The organism is Cupriavidus sp. YAF13 (genome assembly GCF_052113425.1).
Taxonomy (GTDB): domain Bacteria; phylum Pseudomonadota; class Gammaproteobacteria; order Burkholderiales; family Burkholderiaceae; genus Cupriavidus.
In genome coordinates this window covers 81,398-105,280 of record NZ_JBFRDD010000035.1, presented here as the reverse complement: position 1 = coordinate 105,280, position 23,883 = coordinate 81,398, and the positions used below count along the sequence as shown (strand labels likewise).

At 65.0% G+C, this 23,883-nt stretch carries 19 protein-coding genes; 6 read left to right on the top strand and 13 right to left on the bottom strand.

Annotation, left to right across the window (positions count from 1 at the left end):
• The first annotated feature begins 234 nt into the window (after positions 1 to 234).
• The 3 genes from AB4061_RS25995 to AB4061_RS25985 all read left to right on the top strand — a co-directional run bounded on the left by AB4061_RS25995 (position 235) and on the right by AB4061_RS25985 (position 3,922).
• A complete protein-coding gene (locus AB4061_RS25995; RefSeq protein WP_006160016.1) occupies positions 235 to 999 on the top strand; it encodes an SDR family oxidoreductase in 765 nt (254 codons plus the stop codon).
• A 199-nt stretch (positions 1,000 to 1,198) separates the two neighbouring features.
• Positions 1,199 to 2,941, top strand: coding sequence for a class I adenylate-forming enzyme family protein (locus AB4061_RS25990; RefSeq protein ID WP_441638911.1), 1,743 nt, complete (start codon positions 1,199 to 1,201; stop codon positions 2,939 to 2,941).
• A gap of 123 nt (positions 2,942 to 3,064) precedes the next feature.
• Entirely contained in the window at positions 3,065 to 3,922 is an 858-nt protein-coding gene (locus tag AB4061_RS25985; RefSeq protein ID WP_441638909.1) for an acid phosphatase, read from the top strand.
• 48 nt (positions 3,923 to 3,970) lie between these two features.
• Here the strand turns inward: AB4061_RS25985 and AB4061_RS25980 are convergent, their stop codons facing one another.
• From AB4061_RS25980 to AB4061_RS25965, 4 genes are all read right to left on the bottom strand, one after another.
• Positions 3,971 to 4,729, bottom strand: coding sequence for an SDR family oxidoreductase (locus tag AB4061_RS25980; RefSeq protein ID WP_441638907.1), 759 nt, complete (start codon positions 4,727 to 4,729; stop codon positions 3,971 to 3,973).
• 101 nt (positions 4,730 to 4,830) lie between these two features.
• Positions 4,831 to 5,337, bottom strand: coding sequence for a CreA family protein (locus AB4061_RS25975; protein WP_441638905.1), 507 nt, complete (start codon positions 5,335 to 5,337; stop codon positions 4,831 to 4,833).
• A gap of 16 nt (positions 5,338 to 5,353) precedes the next feature.
• Positions 5,354 to 5,839 (bottom strand): acyl-CoA thioesterase, encoded by a 486-nt coding sequence (locus AB4061_RS25970; protein ID WP_174427135.1) that lies wholly within the window; start codon positions 5,837 to 5,839, stop codon positions 5,354 to 5,356.
• 192 nt (positions 5,840 to 6,031) lie between these two features.
• The gene (locus tag AB4061_RS25965) at positions 6,032 to 6,313 is read right to left on the bottom strand and encodes an HU family DNA-binding protein (protein ID WP_017226623.1); all 282 of its coding nucleotides are present in this window, start codon (positions 6,311 to 6,313) and stop codon (positions 6,032 to 6,034) included.
• Positions 6,314 to 6,924: 611 nt separating this feature from the next.
• Here AB4061_RS25965 and AB4061_RS25960 point away from each other — a divergent pair.
• Together AB4061_RS25960 and AB4061_RS25955 are read left to right on the top strand one after the other, a co-directional pair.
• Complete coding sequence (locus AB4061_RS25960) at positions 6,925 to 8,127, top strand: ammonium transporter (protein WP_441638902.1); 1,203 nt, start codon at positions 6,925 to 6,927, stop codon at positions 8,125 to 8,127.
• A 246-nt stretch (positions 8,128 to 8,373) separates the two neighbouring features.
• The gene (locus tag AB4061_RS25955; RefSeq protein WP_441638900.1) at positions 8,374 to 9,204 is read left to right on the top strand and encodes a mechanosensitive ion channel family protein; all 831 of its coding nucleotides are present in this window, start codon (positions 8,374 to 8,376) and stop codon (positions 9,202 to 9,204) included.
• A gap of 73 nt (positions 9,205 to 9,277) precedes the next feature.
• Here the strand turns inward: AB4061_RS25955 and AB4061_RS25950 are convergent, their stop codons facing one another.
• The gene (locus tag AB4061_RS25950; RefSeq protein WP_441638898.1) at positions 9,278 to 10,498 is read right to left on the bottom strand and encodes a Bcr/CflA family multidrug efflux MFS transporter; all 1,221 of its coding nucleotides are present in this window, start codon (positions 10,496 to 10,498) and stop codon (positions 9,278 to 9,280) included.
• 387 nt (positions 10,499 to 10,885) lie between these two features.
• Between AB4061_RS25950 and AB4061_RS25945 the strand changes: the two genes are divergently transcribed.
• Positions 10,886 to 11,467 (top strand): hypothetical protein, encoded by a 582-nt coding sequence (locus AB4061_RS25945; protein ID WP_441638896.1) that lies wholly within the window; start codon positions 10,886 to 10,888, stop codon positions 11,465 to 11,467.
• A gap of 82 nt (positions 11,468 to 11,549) precedes the next feature.
• On the opposite strand, the gene mdoH is transcribed toward AB4061_RS25945, so the two are convergent.
• The 8 genes from mdoH to AB4061_RS25905 all read right to left on the bottom strand — a co-directional run bounded on the left by mdoH (position 11,550) and on the right by AB4061_RS25905 (position 23,879).
• Positions 11,550 to 14,102, bottom strand: coding sequence for a glucans biosynthesis glucosyltransferase MdoH (gene mdoH, locus AB4061_RS25940; protein WP_441638894.1), 2,553 nt, complete (start codon positions 14,100 to 14,102; stop codon positions 11,550 to 11,552).
• Complete coding sequence (locus AB4061_RS25935; RefSeq protein WP_441638892.1) at positions 14,075 to 15,658, bottom strand: glucan biosynthesis protein G; 1,584 nt, start codon at positions 15,656 to 15,658, stop codon at positions 14,075 to 14,077. Before AB4061_RS25935 ends, mdoH begins: the two co-directional genes overlap by 28 nt.
• An 854-nt stretch (positions 15,659 to 16,512) precedes the next feature.
• On the bottom strand, positions 16,513 to 16,710 hold the full coding sequence (locus AB4061_RS25930; protein WP_441638890.1) for a hypothetical protein: 198 nt from the start codon (positions 16,708 to 16,710) through the stop codon (positions 16,513 to 16,515).
• Between the two features lie 172 nt (positions 16,711 to 16,882).
• Entirely contained in the window at positions 16,883 to 17,434 is a 552-nt protein-coding gene (locus tag AB4061_RS25925) for a surface-adhesin E family protein (protein ID WP_441638888.1), read from the bottom strand.
• A 180-nt stretch (positions 17,435 to 17,614) separates the two neighbouring features.
• A complete protein-coding gene (locus AB4061_RS25920; RefSeq protein ID WP_441638886.1) occupies positions 17,615 to 18,469 on the bottom strand; it encodes a helix-turn-helix domain-containing protein in 855 nt (284 codons plus the stop codon).
• Between the two features lie 128 nt (positions 18,470 to 18,597).
• Complete coding sequence (locus tag AB4061_RS25915) at positions 18,598 to 20,619, bottom strand: sigma-54-dependent Fis family transcriptional regulator (RefSeq protein ID WP_441638884.1); 2,022 nt, start codon at positions 20,617 to 20,619, stop codon at positions 18,598 to 18,600.
• Between the two features lie 371 nt (positions 20,620 to 20,990).
• Positions 20,991 to 21,497 (bottom strand): acetone carboxylase subunit gamma, encoded by a 507-nt coding sequence (locus AB4061_RS25910; RefSeq protein ID WP_441638882.1) that lies wholly within the window; start codon positions 21,495 to 21,497, stop codon positions 20,991 to 20,993.
• 57 nt (positions 21,498 to 21,554) lie between these two features.
• Entirely contained in the window at positions 21,555 to 23,879 is a 2,325-nt protein-coding gene (locus AB4061_RS25905) for a hydantoinase B/oxoprolinase family protein (protein WP_441638880.1), read from the bottom strand.
• Positions 23,880 to 23,883 lie beyond the last annotated feature (4 nt).

Here is a 23,883-nt window from a genome sequence, read left to right as displayed (position 1 = left end):
ATTGCCAACAGAAAATTCTCTGATAAGCCGGGCCGGCTGCCGATTTGCTTGTGGACTGAGCCATGCCTCCCAACCATAATGTACCGGCCGGTAGCACTACGATGCTCGCAAGCTTCTGCGTGAACCGCTGTGCAGAACACGCACCGGGCCGTGCTGCCAAGATGCAGATTCACCAGCGCCTTTTAAAGATCATCTGGTCCCGCCCCGCGAGGACCAGGACACCAGGAGACACGCATGTCATTGTTCGACCTGACCGGCAAGGTTGCCGTCGTCACCGGCTCTTCACGCGGCATCGGCCGCGCCATCGCTGAGCAGATGGCGGTGCAGGGAGCCAAAGTGGTGATTTCCTCGCGCAAGGCCGAGGCCTGCCAGGAAGTCGTCGATGCCATCAATGCCAAGCATGGCGCCGGCACCGCGATTGCCGTGCCCGCAAATATCTCCTCCAAGGAAGACCTGCAGCGTCTGGTCGACCAGACCAACAGCACGTTCGGCAAGATCGACGTACTGGTTTGCAACGCGGCGTCCAACCCCTACTACGGCCCGATGAGCGGCGTGACCGACGAACAGTTCCGCAAGGTGCTGGACAACAACGTCATCTCCAATCACTGGCTGATCCAGATGGTGGCCCCGCAGATGCTTGAGCGCAAGGACGGTTCGATCATCATCGTGTCGTCCATCGGCGGCCTGCGCGGCTCGCCCACCATCGGCGTGTACAACGTGTCGAAGGCAGCCGACTTCCAGCTGGCGCGCAACCTTGCGGTGGAGTTCGGCCCGAGCAACGTGCGTGTGAACTGCATCGCCCCTGGCCTGATCCGCACCGATTTCGCCAAGGCGCTCTGGGAGGATCCGGAGCGCTACAAGCTGTCGACGCAAGGCGCACCGCTGCGCCGCATCGGCGAGCCGGTGGAGATTGCCGGCGCCGCGGTGTTCCTGGCCTCCTCGGCCAGTACCTTCATGACCGGTCAGGCCATGGTGGTGGACGGCGGCGTCACGATCTGAGCCGCTAAGCACCTGCTGTTCCCGTTCCGGGCTCGCTCCAGGGCCAGGGCGCAAAGCCCGATGCCCGAGGCCTGAGCCGGGCACTTCGTGCCCGCGTGCATTGCCGAGCGCATTTCCGGGCTGGCGCGGCACGCGGGCAAGCTTGCGCGCCGGCATGCCAGAGCGTTGCCCATCCTGCCATGCAGTCAGGGAGGCACCGATGTCGAACCACCCGCAATCCGCTACGACCTGGCCGGCAATCAGCCTGGCCGAGGCCCACGCCCGCCTTACCGCGCCCGGCGCCCCTTTCGAAACCGAAACGCGCGTGATCCGGGGCATTACCACCGTCGTCTGGAAGAACGCGCCACCCACGCTGCGCGAGCTGTTCCTGCAAGCCCGCACGTTGGGCGACAAAACCTTCGTCGTCTACGAAGACGAACGTGTCTCGTACGATGCGTTCGCCCGCGCCGCGCTCACCATCGCGCATGCGCTGATCCAAGATGGCGTGAAGAAGGGAGACCGCGTGGCGCTGGCCATGCGCAACCTGCCGGAATGGCCGGCCGTTTTCTACGGCGCCTTGCTGACAGGCGCCATCGTCACGCCGCTCAACGCCTGGTGGACCGGGGCGGAACTGGAGTACGGCCTGGCCGACTCCGGCAGCAAGATCGCCATCGTTGACGATGAACGCCTGGGCCGCATCATCGAGCACCTGCCAGGCTGCCCCGCGCTGGAAAAGATCTACGTCAGCCGCGCCGATGCGCCGGCTAGCGACGCGCGCGTCAGCCAGCTGGAGAGCCTGATCGGCACGCCGGATCAATGGGCATCGCTGCCCGAACTGCCGGTGCCCACTGTGGCCATCGACGCCGACGACGATGCCACCATCTTCTATACGTCTGGCACCACCGGCAAGCCCAAGGGCGCGCTCGGCACCCACCGCAACGCCACCAATGTGGCCGTGGCCGCCGCATTCAGCCCGATGCGCAATTGCCTGCGCCGCGGCGAGGCGATCCCCGCGCCCGATCCGGCCGCGCCGCAAAAGGGCATGCTGCTGTCGGTGCCGTTCTTTCACGTTACCGGTTGCATGGCGGTGCTCAACGGCGCGCTGGCCAGCGGCACCAAGATCGTGTTGATGCGCCGCTGGGATGCCGTGCGTGCCATGGGCCTGATCGAGCGCGAACGTTGCACGGCTGCCGGCGGCGTGCCCACCATCGCCTGGCAGATCATCGAGCACCCGGAGCGCGAGCGCTTCGACCTGTCGTCGCTGGAAAACGTCAACTACGGTGGCGCCCCCGCTTCGGCCGAGTTGGTACGCCGCATCAAGGAAGTGTTTCCGCATTCGGCCCCCGGCATTGGCTGGGGCATGACCGAGACGTCGGCCACCTTCACCAGCCACAGTGCAGAGGAGTATATCGAGCGCCCCGAGAGCGGCGGCCCGGCCTTGCCCATCGGTGAGATGAAGGTGGTGGACGGGCGCGGACACAGCTTGCCCACCGGCGAGACCGGCGAGCTCATGGTGCGCGGCGCCAACGTGGTGCGCGGCTACTGGAACAAGCCGGAAGCCACCGCGCAAACGTTCATCGACGGCTGGCTCAAGACCGGCGACATCGCGCGGCTGGATGAAGAAGGTTTTGTCTATATTGTCGACCGCATGAAAGACATGTTGATCCGCGGCGGCGAGAACATCTACAGCATCGAGGTGGAAAGCGCGCTGTACGATCACCCCGCGATCATGGACGCCGCACTGGTCGGCATCCCCCACCGCACGCTGGGCGAAGAGCCTGCGGCCGTGGTCAGCCTGAAGCCAGGCGCGCAAGCCACCGAGGCGGAACTGCAGGCGTTCGTGGGCGAGCGGCTGGCAGCCTTCAAGGTGCCGGTGCGGATCGTGTTCTGCCCCGACATGCTGCCGCGCAATGCCAACGGCAAGATCCTGAAGTCGACGCTGCGCAAGATGTTCGAAGCCTGAGCCCGCGCGCTGGACAAGGACAGGATCACCCAGGCGGCCGTGGACGGGAGCACGGCCGCTTGCCTACCGGTACCACGCCGGTCCGACGGCGGCTACGGAAACAACCAACAGATGCAAACGCAGATGCAAGCACACTCATTCGCCAGACATTTCCTGCCCGCCAGCAACCGGCTCGCGGGCTTGTCCGTGCTGGGCACTGCCTTGCTCCTCGCAGGCTGTGCCAGCCAGGGCCAGGGCAGCACCGCGGCGCCGGTGCCGGAGATACGGCCCGGCATTCTCGCCGGCTACCTGCCGGCGGACGCATGGCCCGATAGCCTCGCCCTGGTGCCACCGCCGCCCGCGCCCGGCTCCGCGGCGCAAGCCCTGGACGACGAGATCGCGCGCGGCAACCAGGCCCTGCGAAGCACGGCACGCTACCGCCAGGCGGCAGTCGACGCCAACCTGAAATTCCCGCAGGCCGCGGGGGTTTTTTCGTGCGCGCTGGATGTGCCGATATCGCAGGAGCAAACGCCGCGGCTCTACCTGCTGCTGCGCCGGACCCTGGCCGATGCGGGATTATCGACGTACGGCGTGAAAGACAAATACACGCGCGCCCGGCCGTTCATGGTCAACCAGCAGCCGAGTTGCACGCCCGCCGAGGAAGCCATGCTTTCCAAGGACGGCTCCTACCCTTCGGGGCATAACGCCATCGGCTGGGCGTGGGCGTTGATCCTGGCGGAAATCGCGCCGCAACAGTCCAATATGATCCTGGCGCGCGGGCTGGCCTATGGGCAAAGCCGGCTGGTCTGCAACGTGCACTGGCAAAGCGATGCAACGCAGGGCCGCATCATGGGCGCAGCTACCGTGGCGCGGCTGCATGCAGACCCCACCTTCCTCGCAGATCTTGCGGCAGCCAAAGCGGAGGTGGCAGAAACCCGTGCCAAGGGACTGCGGCCGACTGGCGACTGCCGCGCCGAAAGCGAGGCACTGGCGATCAAATAGCGGGAGACGCCTGGCCGGCGCGATGCCGGCCAGGCGCTTGCGCCGTGCTCAGCCCCGCCCGACGAAGGGCATCTTGGTGGCCATCACGGTCATGAACTGCACATTGGCATCCAGCGGCAGGTTGGCCATGTGCACCACCGAGCTGGCTACATGCGCCACGTCCATCAGCGGCTCCGGCGCGATCTCGCCGTTGGCTTGCGGCACGCCGCGCGCCATGCGCGAGGCCATGTCGGTGGCGGCGTTGCCGATATCGATCTGCCCGCAGGCGATGTCAAAGGCGCGGCCATCCAGCGAGAGGCTCTTGGTCAGCCCGGTAATGGCGTGCTTGGTGGCCGTGTACGGCACCGTGTTGGGACGCGGCGCGTGCGCCGAGATCGAGCCGTTGTTGATGATGCGGCCGCCACGCGGGCTCTGCGACTTCATCAGCGCGAAGGCCGCGCGCGAGCACAGGAACACGCCCGTCAGGTTGGTGTCCAGCACGGCCTTCCATTGCGCAACAGAGAGTTCATCGATCGACACCGCTGGCGCATTGATGCCGGCGTTATTGAACAGCACATCGAGCCGGCCGAAATGGTCGCGAACCTGGGCAAAGAGCCGCTCCACCGAATCCGGATCGCTGACGTCGCATTGCACCGCCAGCGCCGTATAACCCTCGGCCGTGGCTTGCACGGCCAGCGCCTCTAGCGGTGCGGCGGTACGCCCGGCAAACACCACCCGATAGCCTGCCACGAGCAGCGCCTGCGCCACCGCCTTGCCGATGCCGCGGGCCGCACCCGTTACCAGCGCAACCTTGCCTTGCTCACTCATGCTGTCTTCTCCGGACTGGATTGTTGAATGGATCGTGAATCGTGAATCGGGAAACGAATGCCTGGATGCCTGGATGCCTGGATGCCCGGATGCCTGAATGCCTACTTGACCGGAATCGGCGTGGCAGCAGCCACCGGCACGGCGGTCACGCTATTCTGCGGGCTGCCGGACACGATGCGGTCCGAGTAGGTCAGGTAGACCAGGGTATTGCGCTTGCGGTCGACCGTGCGCACCACGTGCAGGGTCTTGAACAGGATCGACATGCGCTCGGAAAACACATTGTCCTGCTGGCGCAGCGGCCCCTTGAACGTGATCGGGCCTACCTGGCGGCAGGCAATGGAGCTTTCCGGCGGGTCTTCGGCCATGCCCAGCGAACCCTTGATGCCTCCGGTGCGGGCACGCGACACGTAGCAGGTCACGCCTTCGACCTGCGGATCGTCATAGGCTTCGATCACGACCTTGTCGGAGCCGGTCATGCGGAAATTGGTGCTCACGCTGCCGATTTCCTCGGCATGCACGGCCGGCGCCAGCAGCGCCAACGCCGCCAGAAGACCGCTCAGGGGCCAAAACGGCCCACGGGAAACGCGATGGGAACGCCCGGATTGCATGGCCGTGCCCCCCACCTCAGGACACCGTGCCGGTGATTTCATCGTGCCGTTTTTCCATTTCCTGGCGCAGCTGGCGGCGCAGCTGGGCTGCGGCAAAGCGCTGTCGCTCGACTTCGTCGCGGGGCACCAGCGGCGGCACTTCGGCAGGTGCGCCGCTGTCGTCCACCGCGACCATGGTGAAGTAGCAGCTGTTGGTATGGCGAACCAGCTTGCTGCGGATATTCTCCGTGATCACCTTGATGCCGATTTCCATGGAGCTGCGGCCGGTGAAGTTGACTGCCGCCAGGAACGTCACCAGCTCACCCACGTGGATGGGCTGGCGAAACACCACCTGGTCGACCGACAGCGTGACCACATAGCGCCCGGCATAGCGGCTGGCACAGGCGTAGGCCACCATGTCGAGGTACTTGAGGATGGTGCCGCCGTGCACATTGCCGGAGAAATTGGCCATGTCCGGCGTCATCAGCACGGTCATGGAAAGCTGGTGGGACAGGTCATTCATGATGAAAATCCGGAATCTGGAAGCGGCCGGGCCGACCCGCGGCGCAGGTCGAAAGGCTGGCGCCGACGATCGGCAGTTTAACCCGGAACGATCGTCCTGCCTTACCCCCGAGAACGTCAAAAAGCACCCGGGCACCAATAAAAAAGCGGCCCAACGGGCCGCCTTCTCATTAGCGCCTGGGGCGCGGACTACTTATTTCTTCTTGTTCACAGCGTCCTTGAACCCTTGGCCGGCAGAGAACTTGACCGTCTTGGCGGCCGGAATCTTGATGGTCTCGCCAGTACGCGGATTGCGTCCGGTACGTGCGGCGCGCTTGCCGGAGCTGAAGCTGCCGAAGCCCACCAGCGTTACCGAATCACCCTTGGCAACCGCCTTCTTAATGTTGTCCAGAGCGGCATTCAGCGCGCGCTCTGCTGCAGCATTGCTCAGTTCCGCGTCAGCGGCGATGGCAGATACCAGTTCACCTTTATTCATGGCTGATTTCCCTTGTTGGTCGTCTTGATCGGAGTGTCTGCCACGCGGCAAATTACCGATCGGCGCAGTCTAATCCGCGCTTTACGCATTGGGCAATCCCCAGTGGCACCAATGCAACGAAAAAAGCCGCAAATCCTTGAGTCAAGCGCCTTTGCGGGGAATTTACCCCTCCTTTTCCGTGCTTTCAAATGCGGCCGGCGAGAGYAGTGGTCATTCGAACGCTGGTACGTGATGACAGGCATCGCTTGACAAGCTCAGGCCATCGCTGTGCGCGCCTTGTTGCCGCCGAACCCACCCAGGCGGCTTGGTCGGCAGCATCCCAATGGCTTTGGATGGACGCGCCAGAAAGAACCCATCATGGTGCATATAACCGGTGGGTGCGCGCCCCAAATCGGGGCATTGCCTCATTTTGGCGCAGACGCCGCGTGCCATGCATCCCCGGCGCATGACATTCGGTTTCCGGTGATGGCTTCGCAATCCGTGCGGCACCCACGTCGAGCGCGACAAATCGGTGCAAATTCCACCAACACGGTGCAGATCCCTGTCTCCGATGCCCCAGACTGGTACGCTTTTTGCGTACGTGTGCTCCCATTTTGCGCATTGAGGATTGTATGGACAAATGGAAGAGCGGCACCGATGCCCTGTTCATCTTGCTGGGGGCGATCATGGTGCTCGCCATGCACGCGGGCTTTGCGTTCCTGGAGCTGGGCACGGTGCGCAAGAAGAACCAGGTCAACGCACTGGTCAAGATATTGGTGGATTTTGCGGTTTCCACGATCGCCTATTTCTTTATTGGCTACACCGTGGCCTATGGGGTCGAGTTCTTCACCAGCGCCCATGCACTGGCGGAAAGAAGCGGCTACGAGCTGGTGAAGTTCTTCTTCCTGGCAACGTTTGCCGCCGCCATACCGGCGATTATTTCTGGCGGCATTGCCGAGCGCTCGCGCTTCAATCCGCAACTGGTGGCCACCTTCGTGCTGGTGGGCCTGGTCTATCCCTTCTTCGAGGGCATCGTCTGGAACAACCGCTTTGGCGTGCAGGACTGGATCGCCTCGGTCGCGGGCGCGCCGTTCCACGACTTCGCCGGCTCCGTCGTGGTCCATGCCATGGGCGGCTGGATCGCGCTTCCCGCCATATTGCTGCTGGGCGCGCGCCGCGGCCGCTACCAGAAAGACGGCCGCATCAGCGCGCACCCGCCCTCGAACATCCCGTTCCTGGCGCTGGGCGCATGGGTGCTGGCGGTAGGCTGGTTCGGTTTCAATGTCATGAGCGCGCAAACCGTCGACAAGATCAGCGGGCTGGTGGCCATCAACTCCCTGATGGCCATGGCCGGCGGCACGCTGGCCGCCTGGGCGGCCGGCCGCAACGACCCCGGCTTTGCCTACAACGGCCCGCTGGCCGGGCTGGTGGCGGTCTGCGCCGGATCCGACCTGATGCACCCGTTGGGCGCGCTGGTCACGGGCGCCATCGCCGGTGCGCTGTTCGTCTACCTGTTCACGCTGGCCCAGAACAAGTGGCATATCGATGATGTGCTGGGCGTCTGGCCGCTGCACGGGCTGTGCGGCGCGTGGGGCGGCATTGCCGCCGGCATCTTTGGCAGCCAGGCACTCGGTGGCATTGGCGGCGTTTCGCTCGGCGCGCAGTGCCTCGGCACCCTCCTTGGCATCGTGATCGCCCTGGTGGGTGGCACCGTGGTTTACGGCACGCTCAAGAAAGTCGTGGGCATCCGGCTTGACGCTGAATCGGAATACAACGGCGCGGACCTGTCGCTGCATCGCATCTCCGCCACGCCGGAGCGCGAAACCAACTGGTAAGGCACGGCGCAAAGGGAATTGCGCCCCTGCGCCCCTGCGCCCTTGCGCCCCACCGCCCCTTCTCCTGCGACCCATGGCCGCGAGTGGCGCCCTGCGCCCTTTGCGGCCATTTTGTGCTTGAACTTCCGCTCGCCGCGTAGCAATAATGCGTTGCCCACTTTCGCGCCCCGCCGCCGATGCGCCCGGGCATCCGCTGCATGATGTTCGTTGCCTGTGTACCTGCCGAGCCAGCAAGGGAGAAACGCGATGGATGCCACAACGCTGCAGAAGTATCAGGATGTGGTTGTCGCCTATGCGACGGAAGTCGGGTTCAAGGTTCTCGCCGCCCTCGTCTTCTGGGTGATTGGCCGGTGGCTGATCCATGTCGTGGTACGCATGGTGCAGGGGTCCCTGACCAAGCAAAAGGTCGACCCGACCCTGCTGCGCTATGTCGGCTCCATCGTCACGGTGACCCTGAATGTCGTGCTGATCATCGGGATCCTGGGTTACTTCGGCATCCAGACCACCAGCTTTGCCGCGCTGATCGCGGCGGCCGGCATCGCCATCGGCATGGCGTGGTCGGGGCTGATGTCCAATTTCGCGGCAGGCGCCTTCCTGGTGGTGCTGCGGCCCTTCAAGGTCGGGGATTTCGTCACGGCAGGCGGGACCACCGGCACCGTCAGGGAGATCGGCCTGTTTGCCACCACGCTGGACACGCCCGACAATGTCCTCACCGTGGTCGGCAACAGCAAAATCTTTGCGGACACCATCCAGAACTTCAGCGCCAACCCGTACCGCCGGGTCGAGCTCAAGGCCCAGTTGGCCGGCAGCACGGACGTGGCGGCGGCCGCCACCCTGCTCAAGGCGCGGCTGGCCGCGCTGCCCAACGTTCTGGCCGAGCCGCCGCCGGACGTGGAGATTCTCGAGTTCACCCTGGTGGGTCCGGTGCTTGCGGTACGTCCGCACTGCCATACCGACCATTACTGGCAGGTGTATTTCGATAGCAACCGCGTGATCCGCGAGAGCTTTGGCGAGGCCGGCTTCGCCGCGCCAATGCCAGCCCAACTGGTGGTGCTGCAAAACGCCGCGGCCGCTTAACCGTGTATCGATGGGATGGCGCGGCCAAACTGAGCCAGGCCGCCCCGCTACCGCTGCAGCATCGGCGCCCGGATCATCCGGCGCCGCGCACCGTCGCGCCTGAACGGCCGAAGGCCCGCATCAGCACAGCGCCGCTACCGCAAACGCCCATGACCACCGCCAGCGGCAGCGCGCTGCCGTCCCGCCAGAAGCTGACGGCGGCGCCGGCCAGGGTGCCCAGGGAGAATTGCAGCGTTCCCATCAATGCGGAGGCCGTGCCGGCACGATGGCCCTGCCGGTCCATGGCCAGTGCCGAGGCGTTCGGCAGGATACAGCCAAGGCTGGCGATAAACACAAAGAAGCCCGTCAGCAGCACCGGCAGCGGCGCCAGGCCGGCGAGTACAGCCGCGGCCAAGACTAGGCCGGCCAGGCACGGCGCAAGCAGCGCGCCGCGCAGGACATGGTCCAGCGTGCGGTTGCGCACCAGGCGCGCATTGAGCTGGGACATGCCGATCAGGCCCAATGCGTTGGCGCCGAACACGAAGCCGTAATGGGAGGGATCGATGCCATGCAACTCGATCAGCACGAACGGCGAGCCCGCAATATAGGCAAACATGCCCGCCTGCGCGCAGCCGGCCGACAGCGAATAGCCGACGAAACCCCGATCTCGCAGCAACTCGCCGTAATTCGAGAGCACGCGGCCCAGCCGCAGCGGCATGGCGCTGGCGTGGTCGAGCGATTCCTCCATGTAGCGGTGGACCACCCACAGGATCAGCAGGCTCGCACCGCACAACAGCCAGAAGATGGCACGCCAGCCGAATGCTGCCAGCACGGCGCCCCCGATGATGGGCGCCAGGATCGGCGCCAGGCCCATCACCAGCATCAGCGAGGAGAAGGCGCGCGCGGATTCATGGGCCTCCAGCCGGTCGCGAATGACGGCGCGCGCCATCACCATGCCCGCGCAGCCGCCCAGCGCCTGCAGGAAACGCCACAGCATCAGCGCATCGACGTCACGCGCGAGCGCGCACCCGGCTGCGGCCAGCGCATAGGCCAGCAGGCCGACATACAGCGGCGGCTTGCGGCCAAAGCGGTCGCTGATCGGGCCATAGAATGCCTGCCCCACCGCCAACCCGACCAGGAACGTCCCCAACGTGAGCTGCACGCGGCCGATATCGACCCCGAGATCCCCGGCCAGCGCCGGAAAACTCGGCAGGTACATGTCAATGGAAAGCGGCGCCAGTGCGGTAAGCGAAGCGCATACCAGGAGCCAAAGCGGAAAGCGCCCGGATTGCGGGGCGCGGGTGGAGCGGGTCATCGAAACATCCTGTGGAACAACCAGGCCGCCGGTACGGCCAGCTGCGCCCGATGCGTCAACGGGCTAACGGCGTAGCGGCACGGGAGCGGCTAAAGACGTAATTGTTGCATAGCGTAACAAGCCGCGCACTCGGCACGCCGCGCGGCGATGATGCAGGCGCACGTCCGACCGGACGCGTGCAACTGTGATGACGGGCCTGACGATACCGCGGCATTGCGGCGATTTCGGGCCTCGCTTCGCCGCGGAGTGGAGGAGTGCGTGGCTTTCAACGGCAGCGACGCCAAGGGTACAATGCCAGCCTGTCGGCCGCCTGGGGCGGACGATCACGCAGCCCGACGCACCGCGGGAACCCACCCGATGGTGCGGTTCCCGGCAACGTTTTCCTGCATGAGAACAAGATACAAACTGCTTTCTGTCTTTTTTGCCCTGGCCGCCGGCGCGGCTAGTTTGCCGTGGGCGCAGCGCGCGCATGCGGCACCGGCTCCAGCCAGGGCCGCGGCCTCCGCGCCTGCCCCCGTGGTGGTGGACGAGGCCGATGCGCTGGCGCAAATGCTCAAGGGCGCTGCCACGGGCCAGAATACCGGCGCGGCGGGCGTGCCTGAATTGCTGCGCAATACCGCCCGTCCCGACAACATATTGTCGCGCGCTTGCCGCCAGCTCAATGACGCCCTGCCTATCGAGATCGATGGCGAGACGCGCTTGCGCCGCTGCCAGTCGGTCCCTGGCAAACATATCCTGTTCCAGCTGGAGCTGACCAAGTACCGAGGCCCCATGCTGGACCTCGCCAGCTTCGAGCTCAGCTACGCCGCGCCGCTGCAGCGCAATATCTGCGCGAACCGGGACGTTGAAATCCTGACCAAGCTGGGCATCAGCATGATGTTCCGCTACATGACGCGCAACGAGCGCGGCGAGCGTCGCGTTGGCGACGTCTACATCAACGCGCCCATCTGCTCCTCGGCACTGCGCTAGACCCTGCCAACCCCATCTGGCATGCCTGCCGGGATGCCGGGCCTTGCCTCCGGGAGCTGGTGCGCCAGCTCCCGGGCATAGCTCAGGCGAGCCTTGGACGCAAGGGCACCACGTTGGCAGCGCGCCGGGGCAGCACACGGGTTTCTTTCCATCGCGCATGCGCCAGCGGTGAGCCCCATACCAGTCCATGCAACTGGGCGAGCGCAAAGGGATCGCCCAGCAACAGGTGTTTCTCGGCAGCCGACAGCGCGTCCGGGCCGGCGGTGAGCGCCTTTTGCACCAGCGCGGCGTGCTCCGCTCGCGTAGCCTGTGGCTGCACCATGCGCGACGAGCCGGTCGCGCACATCAGCGCATTGGTCACCGGGTCGACCACGGCATCGATAAATGCCGGCGGCTCTCCCGCTGCCTCCACGTGCTTCTGCATGGCCACCATCTCGCGCGGGGGCGTGGCCTCCTCCGGCGTCACGAACAACCTGGCTCCGCGCAGCGCGCGGCCCAGCGAGACCCGCGACAGCCAGACCGACAGCGGAATCGAGCATACCAGCGAGCCCACGATCGGCAGCAGCCACCAGACGAAATTCGGGTCCAGCCACAGCACCAGCCCGCCCCAGGCCAGGCCCAGCAAGGTGTGCATGCCGTGGCGGCGGAACGCTTCGCCCCAGGTGGTCTGCGCATCTTCACGCGGCGGCGACTTCCACGTAATGCCCCAGCCGCTATAGGCCGCCACCACGAACTTGGTGTGAAACAGCATGCGGACCGGGGCCAGCAAGGCCGACATCACGACTTCGATCAACATCGACAGCACCAGGCGCACTGGCCCGCCATAGTTGCGCGAGTCCTTCATCAGCAGCACCACGCTGGCGATCTTGGGCAGGAACAACAGCGTGGCGGTCGCCGAGAACAGCGCCAGCGCCTTCTCGGGATGCCATTCCGGCCAGGTCGGGAACAGCTGGTAGGGCTGCGTGAAGTACTCCGGCGGCACCAGCGCGTGCTTGGCCAGCATGAGGGTGGACAACACCAGGAACAGGAACCACAGCGGCGCCGACAGATAAGCCATCACACCGGTGAGGAACACCGCACGGTGCACAGCGTGAAAGCCCTGCTTCATCCACAGGCGGAAGTTCATCAGGTTGCCCTGGCACCAGCGGCGATCGCGCTTGACCTCATCGAGCAGGTTCGGCGGGAGCTCCTCATAGGAGCCCTCCAGGTCATAGGCAATCCACACGCCCCACCCGGCCCTGCGCATCAAGGCGGCCTCGACGAAATCGTGCGAGAGGATTTCTCCTGCCAGCGGGCCCTTGCCGGGCAACGGCGCCAGCGCGCAATGCTCCATGAACGGCTGGATGCGGATGATGGCGTTGTGGCCCCAGTAGTGCGATTCGCCGAGCTGCCAATAATGCAGGCCAGCGGTAAACAGCGGCCCGTACACGCGCGTGGAAAACTGCTGCACGCGCGCATACATGGTCTCGCGGCCCACGGCCAGCGGCGCGGTCTGGATGATGCCGGCCCCCGGATTGCCTTCCATCAGCTTGACCAGCGTGGTCAGGCATTCGCCGCTCATCACGCTATCTGCGTCCAGCACCACCATGTAGCGGTAGGCGCTGCCCCAGCGGCGGCAGAAGTCCGCCACGTTACCGGTCTTGCGCTTCACGCGGTGTCGGCGCCAGCGGTAGAAGATTCGGCCAAAGCCGTTGACCGCGCGGCAGGTTTCCATCCACGCATCGGTCTCGGCGGTACGCAGGTCCGGGTTGCCGCTGTCGGACAGCACGAAGAAATCGAAGCGTGCCAGCTCGCCGGTGCGCTCCATCGACTCGTAGGTCGCGCGCAGCCCGGCAAATACCCGGGTCACGTCCTCGTTGCAGATCGGCATGATGACCGCCGTGCGCGCCTCCTCCGCAATCGGCCCATCCACTGCGGCCGAGCGCGAGATCAGATGACGGTCGCCGCCTTTGGCCAGCACCAGGAAACCCATCATGGCGGTCCAGAACCCGGCCGACACCCACGAAAACAGGATGGCGAAGAGCGCCAGCACGGCGATCTCGAGCGGATCGGTGCCGTGATAAGGCAGCACCTTGGTCATGAAGTACGTAGCCAGCGCAGTTTGCCCGGCTACCAGGCCAAGCAGCACCCATCGGCGGTGCTTGCCCGCCGGGTGCCATTTGCCCTCGGCATCGGGACCGTCATGCAGCGTGTCCCAGGTTTCCGGCACCGGCGGGCGGCCCAGCATGCGCCTGCCCAGGTTGCGCAGGAACCCGCTGACGATGTGCGGAGGCCATGCCCGCGGCACCATGGAAGCGCGTTTGGGTTCGGGGCCGGTGTCGATATGCACCGTGCCGTCCGCACGACGCTGCACCAGCGGCTCGCCCGACGCCAGCGGTGCGCCATAGGCAAGATTGAGGCGGCGCCCCACCGAGCCGTAGGACGGACCCGCTGGCGATGGCTCGCCGTCTTTGGCCGCGAGTGCGCGCTGCAGAAGATGGATGGCCGACTCAGTGTCGGCGGCGTCGCTGCCAGCGGCGTTGTTAAGCAGATCGCGACGCTGGTCGGGCGAGACAGGAACGCGATCGAGATAGCGCTCGCATGCCGCCGCCGGAGCGGCGCGCGGCTTCAGCCTGGGGGTAAGATGTAGCTCCACGTCTCGGATAGGGTTGTATTGCCGTTGCGAAGATAGCCGCGCAATTCGACCGGTTTGTTCTCGTCCTTGCGGCGCACGACCATGGTCATGCGCCAGCCGCCGGTGGCCGCATTGCGTTGCGTCGAAGTGTTCAGCAGCTCCCCGTTGCTGTCGGCCGAGATCACCGGATCGATCCGGGTATCGGCGGCCAGTTTCTTGAAGGCCGGGCCTTCAAAATCCACCACCAGCGAAAAACTGGTGTCGTCCTGCTTGCGGCTGAGGCCCTGGCCACGCCGCGTTTGTGTCACCCACGACAGCGGCGGCAGTTTGTCGCCGTCCTTCTGCCACAGCAGCCGATACTCGAAATCGAAAGGTTGCTTGGGCTTGGGCGGAGTGTCAGGCACCCAGTACGCCACGATGTTGTCGTTGGTCTCGTCCGGGGTCGGAATCTGCACCAGCTCGACCCGGCCCGAGCCCCAGTTTCCCTTGGGCTCCACCCAGGCGCTCGGCCGACGCTCATACCACGCGCCAATTTCCTGGTAGCTGCTGAAATTACGATCCCGCTGCATCAGGCCAAATCCTTGCGGATTGGTCGCGGCAAACGAGGTCACCAGCAGGCGCTTGGGATTGCTCAGCGGCCGCCACAGCCACTCACCCGTGCCGAGCTGCACCGAGAGGCCATCGGAGTCATGCACCTCGGGCCGATAGTCCGGCACCGAAGAAGGTTGGTTCTCGCCAAAGAGATACATGCTGGTCAGCGGTGCCAGGCCAAGCTTGGTGACGTTCTCCCGCATGAACAGGCGCGACTTCACCTCCATGACCGTCTCCGTGCCCGGCCGGATCACGATCCGGTACGCCCCGCTCACGCGGCGCGAGTCCATCAGCGCATAGATGGTCAGTTGCTTGTCCGCCGGCGATGGCCGCTCGATCCAGTACTCCACGAAGCGCGGGAATTCTTCGCCGGAATTGAGTCCGGTATCCACGGCCAGGCCCCGCGCCGACAATCCATACCACTGGTCCTTGCCCAACGCGCGGAAATAGCTGGCGCCCAGGAAAGAAACGACTTCGTCCTTGCCCTTGGTGCTGTTGAGCGGATAGAGCACGCGGAAGCCGGCGAAGCCAAGCGTCTTGAGCTTGCTGGTATCGACCTTGTGCGGCCCATAGTTGAACGCGGACGGGTCGAAGCGGATCTCGCGGGCGCTCCCGCTCACCACTTCATTGATACGCACCGGCTGGTCAAACACCATGCCTTCGTGAAAGAAGGAGAGCTCGAACGGCAGCTTGGCATTGCGCCACTGATATCGCTCAGGCTTGTATTCGATCTCGCGGTAGCGCTCGTACGGCAGCTCGCGCAGCTCACGTGGCAGATTCTGCGCGGGTGCTTTGTAAGGACTTGCGGCAAGCTGGCGCGCACGCGCCGCCACAGTGTCGAAGTCGAACGCGTGCGCCGCCACGGCGCACAGTGCCAGCATGCCGCCGCACAACCACCTGCCCAGGCGCAGTGTGCGTGTGTTCACAGGTGCCACTGCACGGCGCTGGATGAATTCGACGGTCGGCACGGTAACGGTTTCGGACATGAATGCCAGTGACGGGCGTAGTTGGACGGTTGGGATCGATCTAGCACCGCTGCAAAAGGCGGGCCACCATGCGAGCGGGATGACTGAGGCAACGGCGGGAAGCCGGCCAGCGCGTACCCGGGGGAAACTGTAGGGGGATCTCGCTGCGCATCGCTTTTGACTGGGTGCTGAACTTGTGCCTGGATGTATCAGGGCATATCCGACTTGCTGCGATGCGCAATAAGACCTTAACAACTCGAGACTCAGAAGTCACGTTTCGATCACGCAACGTTTGCAACAATTTGAAACCCCAGCCATCCGAACGCCGCTTTGCGCGCGCCGCTCAAGCCCAGGCATCACATTGGGCAACCCGTCGAATCATCGCTTGGTGCCTCGCAGGGCACGTCCGCAGCCTAGTCATTGCTTCAATGACTTGCGCTGCGGCGGCGCCACGCAGCGGGGCGCAACGCGAACATCGCCCCCCGCCCTCAGAGCGCTGCGCCGTGTGTCCCACATAGGGGCAGCCCCCTGAATCTGCAACGCTAGATTACGGATCGCATGCCGTCAACGTGCGTGGCGAGCACGTGCGCAGCACTAGAACGGCGCATACCGCACCCGCAAAAATCGTGCACTGCACTGGAATCATGCGAACAGGTTTGCCGCGACCAAAAAAAAGAGAGGCCGTAGCCTCTCGATCGGGTTCCGCCTCGATGCCAGCCCCCCGGATGGCGCATGGCGCCGCTGGGCATCGGTACCTGGGAGCGCGGCAGCGCGCGCTTCACGCGCAACGCGGCACTCACAGGCGGCGTGGCGAACTAGCTCGGCAGCCAGCGCGCACCGGCGCGCCGCTGCCCGTCGCCTTTCACTAGCGGCGCTCAGGCGCCTTTATTCATCATCTTCTCGGCATCGGGCGGTGCGTGGTTTTTCTTTTTCTTGGCCGGCTTCTTCGTCATCTTGCCGGAGCTTGACGCCGCAGGCTTGTCGCCGGCCGCGGGCGCGGCAGGCGCCGACGCCTGGGCATAAGCGCCGGCTCCAAACATGGCCAGCGTCAACATCACGATCCACTTCTTCATTTCAGCCTCCTGGTCGCCGTAAAGAGAAGCCTGCCTGCGGCCCTTGGTGGCGCTAGGCACCTGCGCTTCGTGACTACCAAAACGAAGTCGGGAACGAATGGGTTGACGTGTCGGCCCGCCTATCGACACTGCAGCGCAGCATCCAGCCTGGCCGCACGTGCCGGCGCTGGCATCAAGGACACAAGCGGCTGAGCAGCTCGCCGGGAACAGTGCCTGCGCTGGCAGGCTGCGGCATGCCCGCGTGAGGGGCGCTGATGGTGTAAAGGGACTCGCCGCGCGCATAACGCTTGGCGTAGAGCGTCTGCTCCACCACCGCATACATGGACGTAGCGCAATTGAACACCATGCGCTTGAGCGAGGAGCGGATCGGCTCGCCGCTGGTGGTGCGGATCACCCCGGCCGGCGCGTTGCGCATGACTGCGACACCCACCTCGGGACCACGGCGGCGTACCGAAGTCTTGTCGAAGTAAGAGATCACCCCGTTGGCGCCCGTCAGGGGCAGCCAGCGCTGCGGGTCTGGCGCCGAAGAATCGGACGCGGCCGGCACGGCGCAGCCTTCACGCGGCGTGGAACGGAAGCCAGCCCCCCCGCTGGGAGCCTGGCAATCTAATAAACCCGCCGTGGCAGCGGGGCGAACCGTAGCAGCAGGCTCGGCATACGCGGCAAGACAGACACTGCTGCCAACCAGCACGGCGGCAGCGAGGAAAAAGGCGCGCAAGGACATGGACGGACCCTCGTGTAGACCAAAAAAACAACGCGCATTGTCGCACACCATGCTGCGCCATCTGTTCAGCGCGCGCGCCGGGCTGCCCGTCGATGTTGAAAAGTGGAAGGCTGATCGCGGCGTTCGGGCCAGATGAATCCGGACCCGCGGTCAAACCCGCGTCCGGGTCAAGGCCGTCGGCTACCGCGACAGCGCCTCGAGTGCATGGCGCGAAGCCTCATCGGCCGGGAAAAAACACTCGATGCGCATCTCCTGCAGGGTAACGTCCTGCGGAATGCCCAGCGTGGTCAGCGTCGAGAACAGCGTGGCGCGAAAACCATTGGCGGCCAGCGCCACAGGCAGCATTGGAGGCGGCGTACGCTCGACCGCGTCGTCGTCGAACAGCGGGACGCCGGCCGGCCCGACCATATCGGGATGCCAGTGCGCAATGCGGTGGAAGATCTCCCGCGCGGTCTGGTCCTGCGCCTGCGTCTGCAACTCCTGCCACACGCGCCGCAGCAGGTAGCGCCCAACCTGGCGCGCGTTGTCGATAACCGGCCACAGGCCGTCCGGATTGAAGACGGTCAGCATCAGGTTGATACGCCCGCCGCCCTCCTCCAGCGTGGACGGTGCGCGCCCACCCAGCAGCACGCCAATCATGTTGCGGTATGCCTGGTTGGCGTCGAGCATATTCCAGAATCGGTCCAGCACCACCGCGGGATAAGGCTCTTGCTTGGACAGGATGAGCGCCACGGCCTGCTGCACCATCTGCAGCGCGGGCGCGGCCAGGCCGTGCTCGGTGTAGGCCGGCGCGAAGCCACCAGCCAGGAGCAGGCGGTTGCGCTGGCGCAGCGGCACGCCAAGGCGGTCCGCCAGCGACAGCACCATTTCGCGGCTGGGCCGGGCGCGGCCGGACTCAAGGAAACTGATATGCCGCTGCGATACCCCGGCGGCCAGCGACAGCGCAAGCTGGCTATAGCCGCGCCTGCCGCGCCAGTAACGCAGCAGGCCGGGGAAATCGAGCGCGGTTTCGGAGCTGGGGGTCAGGGTATCCATGACGGCATTACAGCACGGCGAAGGCCGTCTGGCGATTACCCCGGAGGTAATCGCCTGGCCCGCACCCATGCGGCAATGCGACACCAAGCTTGGCTGAAATGCGGTCGTGGACGCCGCGCACGCTGCCCCTATGCCACCCGCCCGCGTGTTTCGCTCAGCGCGGCACCCAACCCGTATTTCCGGATCTTCTGGTACAGGGTGCTCTTCGCAATGCCGAGCCGCGAAGCGGTCCTGGTCAGGTTGCCGCCGCTGTACGCCAGGGCCTTGCGGATGGATTCCGATTCGGCCATCTCCAGTGAGCAAACCGTCTCGGGCAAATTGCCGGCAATGTCCTTTGGCCGGCTGGCGCCGCGCGGGGTCCCCACCGAGCTGATTTCGAGCGGCAGCTTGTCCATGGTGATCACGCCGCCCTCGGCCATCAGCAAGGCGCCCTCGAGCGCGTTGCGCAGCTCGCGGACATTGCCCGGCCACTCATAGGCAAGCAGGCATCGGTAAGCATCGTCGTCGAACGAGGCTACCGGCAGCCCATAGCGCTCGCATAGCCGGCCCAGCCAGTGTGTGACCAGGGCCGGGATGTCGTCCTTGCGCTCGCGCAAGGCGGGTATCGCGATATTGGTCACGGCGATGCGGTAGAACAGGTCCATGCGGAATTTCCCCGCGGCCACGTCGTCACGCAGGTTCCGGTGGGTGGCGGCGACCAGGCGAAAGCTGACCTTGCGCGGCGTGTTCTCGCCCAGCCGGTAGATCTCTCCCTCTTCCAGCACACGCAGCAGGTGCGGCTGTATGTCGAGCGGCATTTCGCCAATCTCGTCGAGAAACAGCGTGCCCCGGTTGGCGGCCTCGATCTTGCCGGCCGCGCCCGATCGGCGCGCGCCGGTGAACGCCCCCTCGGCATAGCCAAAGAGCTCGCTCGCAAGCAGGTCCCGTGACAGCCCCCCGCAATTGAGCGCCACGAACGGGCCGTCTGCGTAGGCGCTGGCCTGGTGAATCCCCTGCGCGAACAATTCCTTGCCAACGCCGGTTTCGCCCAGCAGCAGCACCGGCACCCTGGACGGCGCCAGATGCTGCGCCTTCTCCACCGCCGAGCGCAAGGCGGCGCCGTTGCCCACGATGCTGGAAAACGCCGGCGCCGCACCCAGCCGCGCGGCGGGCGCGCCGGCGGTACCCGATGCAGGGTGATGCGGCGCGGCAGGGATCACCACCACGAAACCCAGCATGTCGCCGCGATCGCGGATCGCTTCGAAGCGGGTCAGGCGAAGCCATTCGGGGAGCGGCCCGGATCCGGCGCGCGCCCCGCGGGCGTCCAGGCCGGGAATGGAAAACGCGCTGTTCAAAATGGTGCTCACGCCCAGCCGCGCCAGCGCTGAAGGCGCCTGCGGATTGGCCTTGACCAGGCGCCCACCTTCGTCAAGGACGAGCACCCCGTCGCTGCCCACCGACGCAAAATGGCTCATGCAGCGGTCCAGCAGCCGCAGGCGGCGCTCCATCGCCAGCTTGGCCAGCCGGCTCTCGATCCGGCCTGCCAGCGACACGGTCAGCGCCAGGCTATGCCTGCTATAGGTCTGTGCCAGGCCTGACACGTCGATCACGCCAAGCACGCCGCCGTCCAGCGGATCACGGATGACGGTGGCCGAGCAGGTCCAGCGCTTGATGCCGGCACAAAAATGCTCGGCACCATGGATTTGCACAGGTTGCTGCAAGGCCAGCGCGGTACCGATGGCATTGGTACCGCAGTTGAGCTCCGTCCAGTCGCAGCCCGGAATCAGGCCCACTTCCCCGGCGGGCTCGACAATATGCATATCGCCCTCCTGCTGGAGGATCATCCCGTCAGGATCGGCCAGCAGCATGATGGTGCCCGTCTGCGAGAGAAACTCGCGGGTCTGCTGCATCAGTGGCAGGCTGGCGCTGACCAGGCGATCATTCTTCTCCCGCCGGACTCGCAGGCCGGCTTCGTCCAGCGGCGGCGGCGCGGCCCCGGCGCCAGGATCAACCTGGCCCACCAGGCACCGGCGCCAGGAATCGTCGACCACGCAGCGCAGTTCGCCAGCGCTCGCCTCACCGCCATCGATCAGGTGCTCCCAGGCGGACATGATGCTTGCGTCATGATCGGGATGGGAAAACCAGTCCATCGGCGTACCGGCTTCTTGCATTCCGTGTCTCCTTGCGGGGGCCCGCCCGATGCGGGCTCAGATGGCCGGTTATCCGGCTCGATCTCTTGGGCTTGATCTCTTGTCTTGCGGCGTGCTTCGCGGGACTGGCGCCCGCTCTTTGCATCCTACTCCCGACGGTACCGCCAAAGCCAGCCGGGACTTGCCTACCCGCAAGTTCCAGGCCACGCGCCATGTGCCCGCCACGCGGGCCGCCCGGCCGCACGGGCGCCTGAGCAGCCCTCTCACCGACCGGCCGAAAATGAAACGGCCGTCCGAAAATCGAACGGCCGAAAGGCCCCTGCCAAGAGGAATGCACGATCCATCCCTGGCCCGCAAGTGCAGAAGCAATTACCTCGATGCCGAGATCGGCATCAGTCCGCGCGCTCCGGCAGAGGCAGCTTCACCCAGTCCGTATAGAACGCCTCGATATCTGGCTCGAAGTCGTGGATCACCGGATACCACGGCGTGGGGGCTTCCACGTCGTGCATGGTTCCGCACTTGGGGCAGTAGTATTCGCGGTACACCTGCCATTGCGTGTCCGGTGCCATCAGGTGCGGATAGACCTCGGCCATGGCTTCATCCGTGTCGCGCACGTAGACGTTGGCATGGAGCTTCCAGTTCTCCCGGTAGTCGCAGAAGACATGGCCGCAATCGCATTGCGTGACCCACTTTTTGCTCTTGGCTTGCTGCACGATAAACATGTGCGGGCTCAGCGGCAGCACGATGCGATCATCCCAATCGAGCTTTTTCTGCAGCGCCTGCACGTATAGCTGAAAGCGCGCGGCATCCTTGGGCATCGATAGCATGCGCAGGGTGGTGTCCCAGTCGAGCTTGCCGTCGACCAGGTTCTTGACCTGTTCACTGGTGTAGGTGGACATCTTGAATCCTCTCTGACGAATTGACTAATGTGTGCGTTCGTTGGCGCCGGCCGGGCCTCACTCTTCGACCAGCACCACCGTGTTGACGTCGGGCATCTTGGACAGGTCCATGCGGTACTTCGAGCCATAGGTCGGCACGTCCAGCTCGTCCTCGGTCAAGGTCCACGAGTCCGGCAGGCCCCAGAACGTGCGAAACTGCTGCTCGAACTTGTTCGACAGGCCAAAGCTGGTGGCAAACATGTGCCGCACCTGGATCGAGGCATGCTTGACCAGAATCCGCTCGCGCTCGCCCTTCATCCATTCCTGGACAGGCTGCGAGCGAGCCAGGCGCTGGTTGCGGATCTCGATGCGCAGCAACGCGGTCGCCTTGGCATCCACCTTCCATACCCCATTGCCGTCCTTGGTTGCGACTGCGCCATATACCTTCTGCGCATATTCCGGCAGCAGCAAGGCGTTGTTCAGGTCCCGCTCGATGGCCTCGGCCTCGCGGTCGAGCGGGTCGCCAAAGCCGGGGCCGCCACGCAGGTAGTTCAGGTACAGATCGTAGTTGTCGTAGCAGTCCTCGGTCGTCATGCACTGCTGGTCGCGCTTGACGACCGCGCCGGCGTTGAGGTGGTTCTCGTAGTCCGGCAGGTCCGGATTGGCATCGCCACCCAGCGGCAGGCTATCGCCGCCGGCGATGCGCTCCTTCAGGCCGGTCTTGTGGGCTTCGAAGCGGTAGCCGGTGGCGGCGGGATAGCCGCCCATCAGGCCCCAGTCGCTGTTCATGTAGCCGTTGCCCATGAAGAACATGGTCCAGTCTTGCGCTTTCCACACCATGCGCAGCGTCTCGAAGCCGCAGCCGCCCCGGTATTTTCCATAGCCGCCGGAATTGGCCTTGGCGTTGCGCCCCAGGTAAAGCAGGGGCTCGGCCATTTCCCATATCTCGATATCGCCCATATCGCCTTCCGGGTTCCAGATCGCCGCGGCATGGTTGAGACCGTCCTTGATGGCGCTGGCGCCGGTGCCGCACGACGAAGCCTCGAAGCTGTTGACCGCGTGGATCTCGCCGTCCTGGTTGATGCCGCCGCCCTGGAGCCAGTTGGAGGTGTTGGCGTTGCCGGCATTGACCTCTTCCAGGTAGCCGCGGCTGAAGTAGGCCTGCGACAATCCGCGCCACATCGCGCTCCAGCCCGAGACAAGGAAGTGCCAGGCGTAGGCATGGCCGGTGCGGCGATCGTCCGGATTCATCCAGGTGCCCTTGGGCAGATGGAATTCCGTGCCGAAGTAGGCACCATCGTTAATGCGCTGCGTGGGCACCAGCGTCTGCGTCATCATCACCCAGATGCCGCTGGTAAAGGCCACGTGGTGCGCATTGTAGGAATGCCAGCCCCAGCGGCTCGCACCTTCGAAATCCAGGCGCCACGAACCATCCTTGCGGATTTCCATTTCCACCGGCGAATGCATGATCGAATCGAGCTTGGCGAAGGCCGACGAGGTCTGCACATCCGGGTGGTTGTACGGCACGTCGACAAACGCCACCTTGCGGTACTTGCCCGGCAGCGTCATCGCCTTGATGCGCGTCTGCAGGCCGCGGCGCCCTTCCTCGATCACCTCGTAGGAGAATTCTTCGTAGGCTTCCAGCCCTTCGTCCTCGATCACTTCCTCGATGAGGTCGCGGATCATGTGGCAGCCGGCGATGCGGGTTCGTTCGTCGAGAATCCAGTACTTCGGCGTGCGTACCGAACGCTGGCTTTCATGCAGCCAGTCGCGCAGCGGGGTGTCGTTCACCCCGGTCTTGCGGCAGGTGATCATGTAGCCGTCGCCGAAGCGCTGCACCTGCCCGGTGGACATCGATCCGGGCGTCACCGCGCCGGTGTCGATCACGTGTGTCACGCCGCCCACCCAGCCCACCAGCTTGCCATGCGCGAAAATCGGCACGATGGTGGCGATATCGCAGGGATGGACATTACCGATCGCGCAATCATTGTTGGTGAACATGTCCCCGGGATGGATGCCGGGATTGGTCTCCCAGTCGTTCTCGATCATGTACTTGATCGCGGCCCCCATCGTGCCGACGTGGATGATGATCCCGGTCGAGGTCAGCACGCAATCACCGGCGGCGTTGTAGAGCGTGAAGCACAGTTCGCCCTCCTGCTCGACGATCGGGCTGGCGGCGATCTTCTTGGCGGTTTCGCGCGCATGGACCAGGCCGCCGCGCAGCTTGGAGAAGAGCTTTTCGTAGCGGATCGGGTCACGCTCGCGAAATGCGAGGCGCGTGAGCCCGTTGTAATGGCCGGTCTCGGCAGTGCGTTCGAGGATGGCGTCGCGGAACTGCTTGAGCGTCTCGCCAGTCTTGAGCAGGTCGGCGAGCCCGACTTCCTTGCTGGACATCATGTTCATGGCG

What these genes read in the sequence shown, in the direction of transcription:
- AB4061_RS25995 (WP_006160016.1), top strand. Translation starts at nt 235, where the DNA reads ATGTCATTGTTCGACCTGACCGGCAAGGTTGCCGTCGTCACCGGCTCT.
- AB4061_RS25990 (WP_441638911.1), top strand. Translation starts at nt 1,199, where the DNA reads ATGTCGAACCACCCGCAATCCGCTACGACCTGGCCGGCAATCAGCCTG.
- AB4061_RS25985 (WP_441638909.1), top strand. Translation starts at nt 3,065, where the DNA reads ATGCAAGCACACTCATTCGCCAGACATTTCCTGCCCGCCAGCAACCGG.
- AB4061_RS25980 (WP_441638907.1), bottom strand. Translation starts at nt 4,729, where the DNA reads ATGAGTGAGCAAGGCAAGGTTGCGCTGGTAACGGGTGCGGCCCGCGGC.
- AB4061_RS25975 (WP_441638905.1), bottom strand. Translation starts at nt 5,337, where the DNA reads ATGCAATCCGGGCGTTCCCATCGCGTTTCCCGTGGGCCGTTTTGGCCC.
- AB4061_RS25970 (WP_174427135.1), bottom strand. Translation starts at nt 5,839, where the DNA reads ATGAATGACCTGTCCCACCAGCTTTCCATGACCGTGCTGATGACGCCG.
- AB4061_RS25965 (WP_017226623.1), bottom strand. Translation starts at nt 6,313, where the DNA reads ATGAATAAAGGTGAACTGGTATCTGCCATCGCCGCTGACGCGGAACTG.
- AB4061_RS25960 (WP_441638902.1), top strand. Translation starts at nt 6,925, where the DNA reads ATGGACAAATGGAAGAGCGGCACCGATGCCCTGTTCATCTTGCTGGGG.
- AB4061_RS25955 (WP_441638900.1), top strand. Translation starts at nt 8,374, where the DNA reads ATGGATGCCACAACGCTGCAGAAGTATCAGGATGTGGTTGTCGCCTAT.
- AB4061_RS25950 (WP_441638898.1), bottom strand. Translation starts at nt 10,498, where the DNA reads ATGACCCGCTCCACCCGCGCCCCGCAATCCGGGCGCTTTCCGCTTTGG.
- AB4061_RS25945 (WP_441638896.1), top strand. Translation starts at nt 10,886, where the DNA reads ATGAGAACAAGATACAAACTGCTTTCTGTCTTTTTTGCCCTGGCCGCC.
- AB4061_RS25935 (WP_441638892.1), bottom strand. Translation starts at nt 15,658, where the DNA reads ATGTCCGAAACCGTTACCGTGCCGACCGTCGAATTCATCCAGCGCCGT.
- AB4061_RS25930 (WP_441638890.1), bottom strand. Translation starts at nt 16,710, where the DNA reads ATGAAGAAGTGGATCGTGATGTTGACGCTGGCCATGTTTGGAGCCGGC.
- AB4061_RS25925 (WP_441638888.1), bottom strand. Translation starts at nt 17,434, where the DNA reads ATGTCCTTGCGCGCCTTTTTCCTCGCTGCCGCCGTGCTGGTTGGCAGC.
- AB4061_RS25920 (WP_441638886.1), bottom strand. Translation starts at nt 18,469, where the DNA reads ATGGATACCCTGACCCCCAGCTCCGAAACCGCGCTCGATTTCCCCGGC.
- AB4061_RS25915 (WP_441638884.1), bottom strand. Translation starts at nt 20,619, where the DNA reads ATGCAAGAAGCCGGTACGCCGATGGACTGGTTTTCCCATCCCGATCAT.
- AB4061_RS25910 (WP_441638882.1), bottom strand. Translation starts at nt 21,497, where the DNA reads ATGTCCACCTACACCAGTGAACAGGTCAAGAACCTGGTCGACGGCAAG.
- AB4061_RS25905 (WP_441638880.1), bottom strand. Translation starts at nt 23,879, where the DNA reads ATGAACATGATGTCCAGCAAGGAAGTCGGGCTCGCCGACCTGCTCAAG.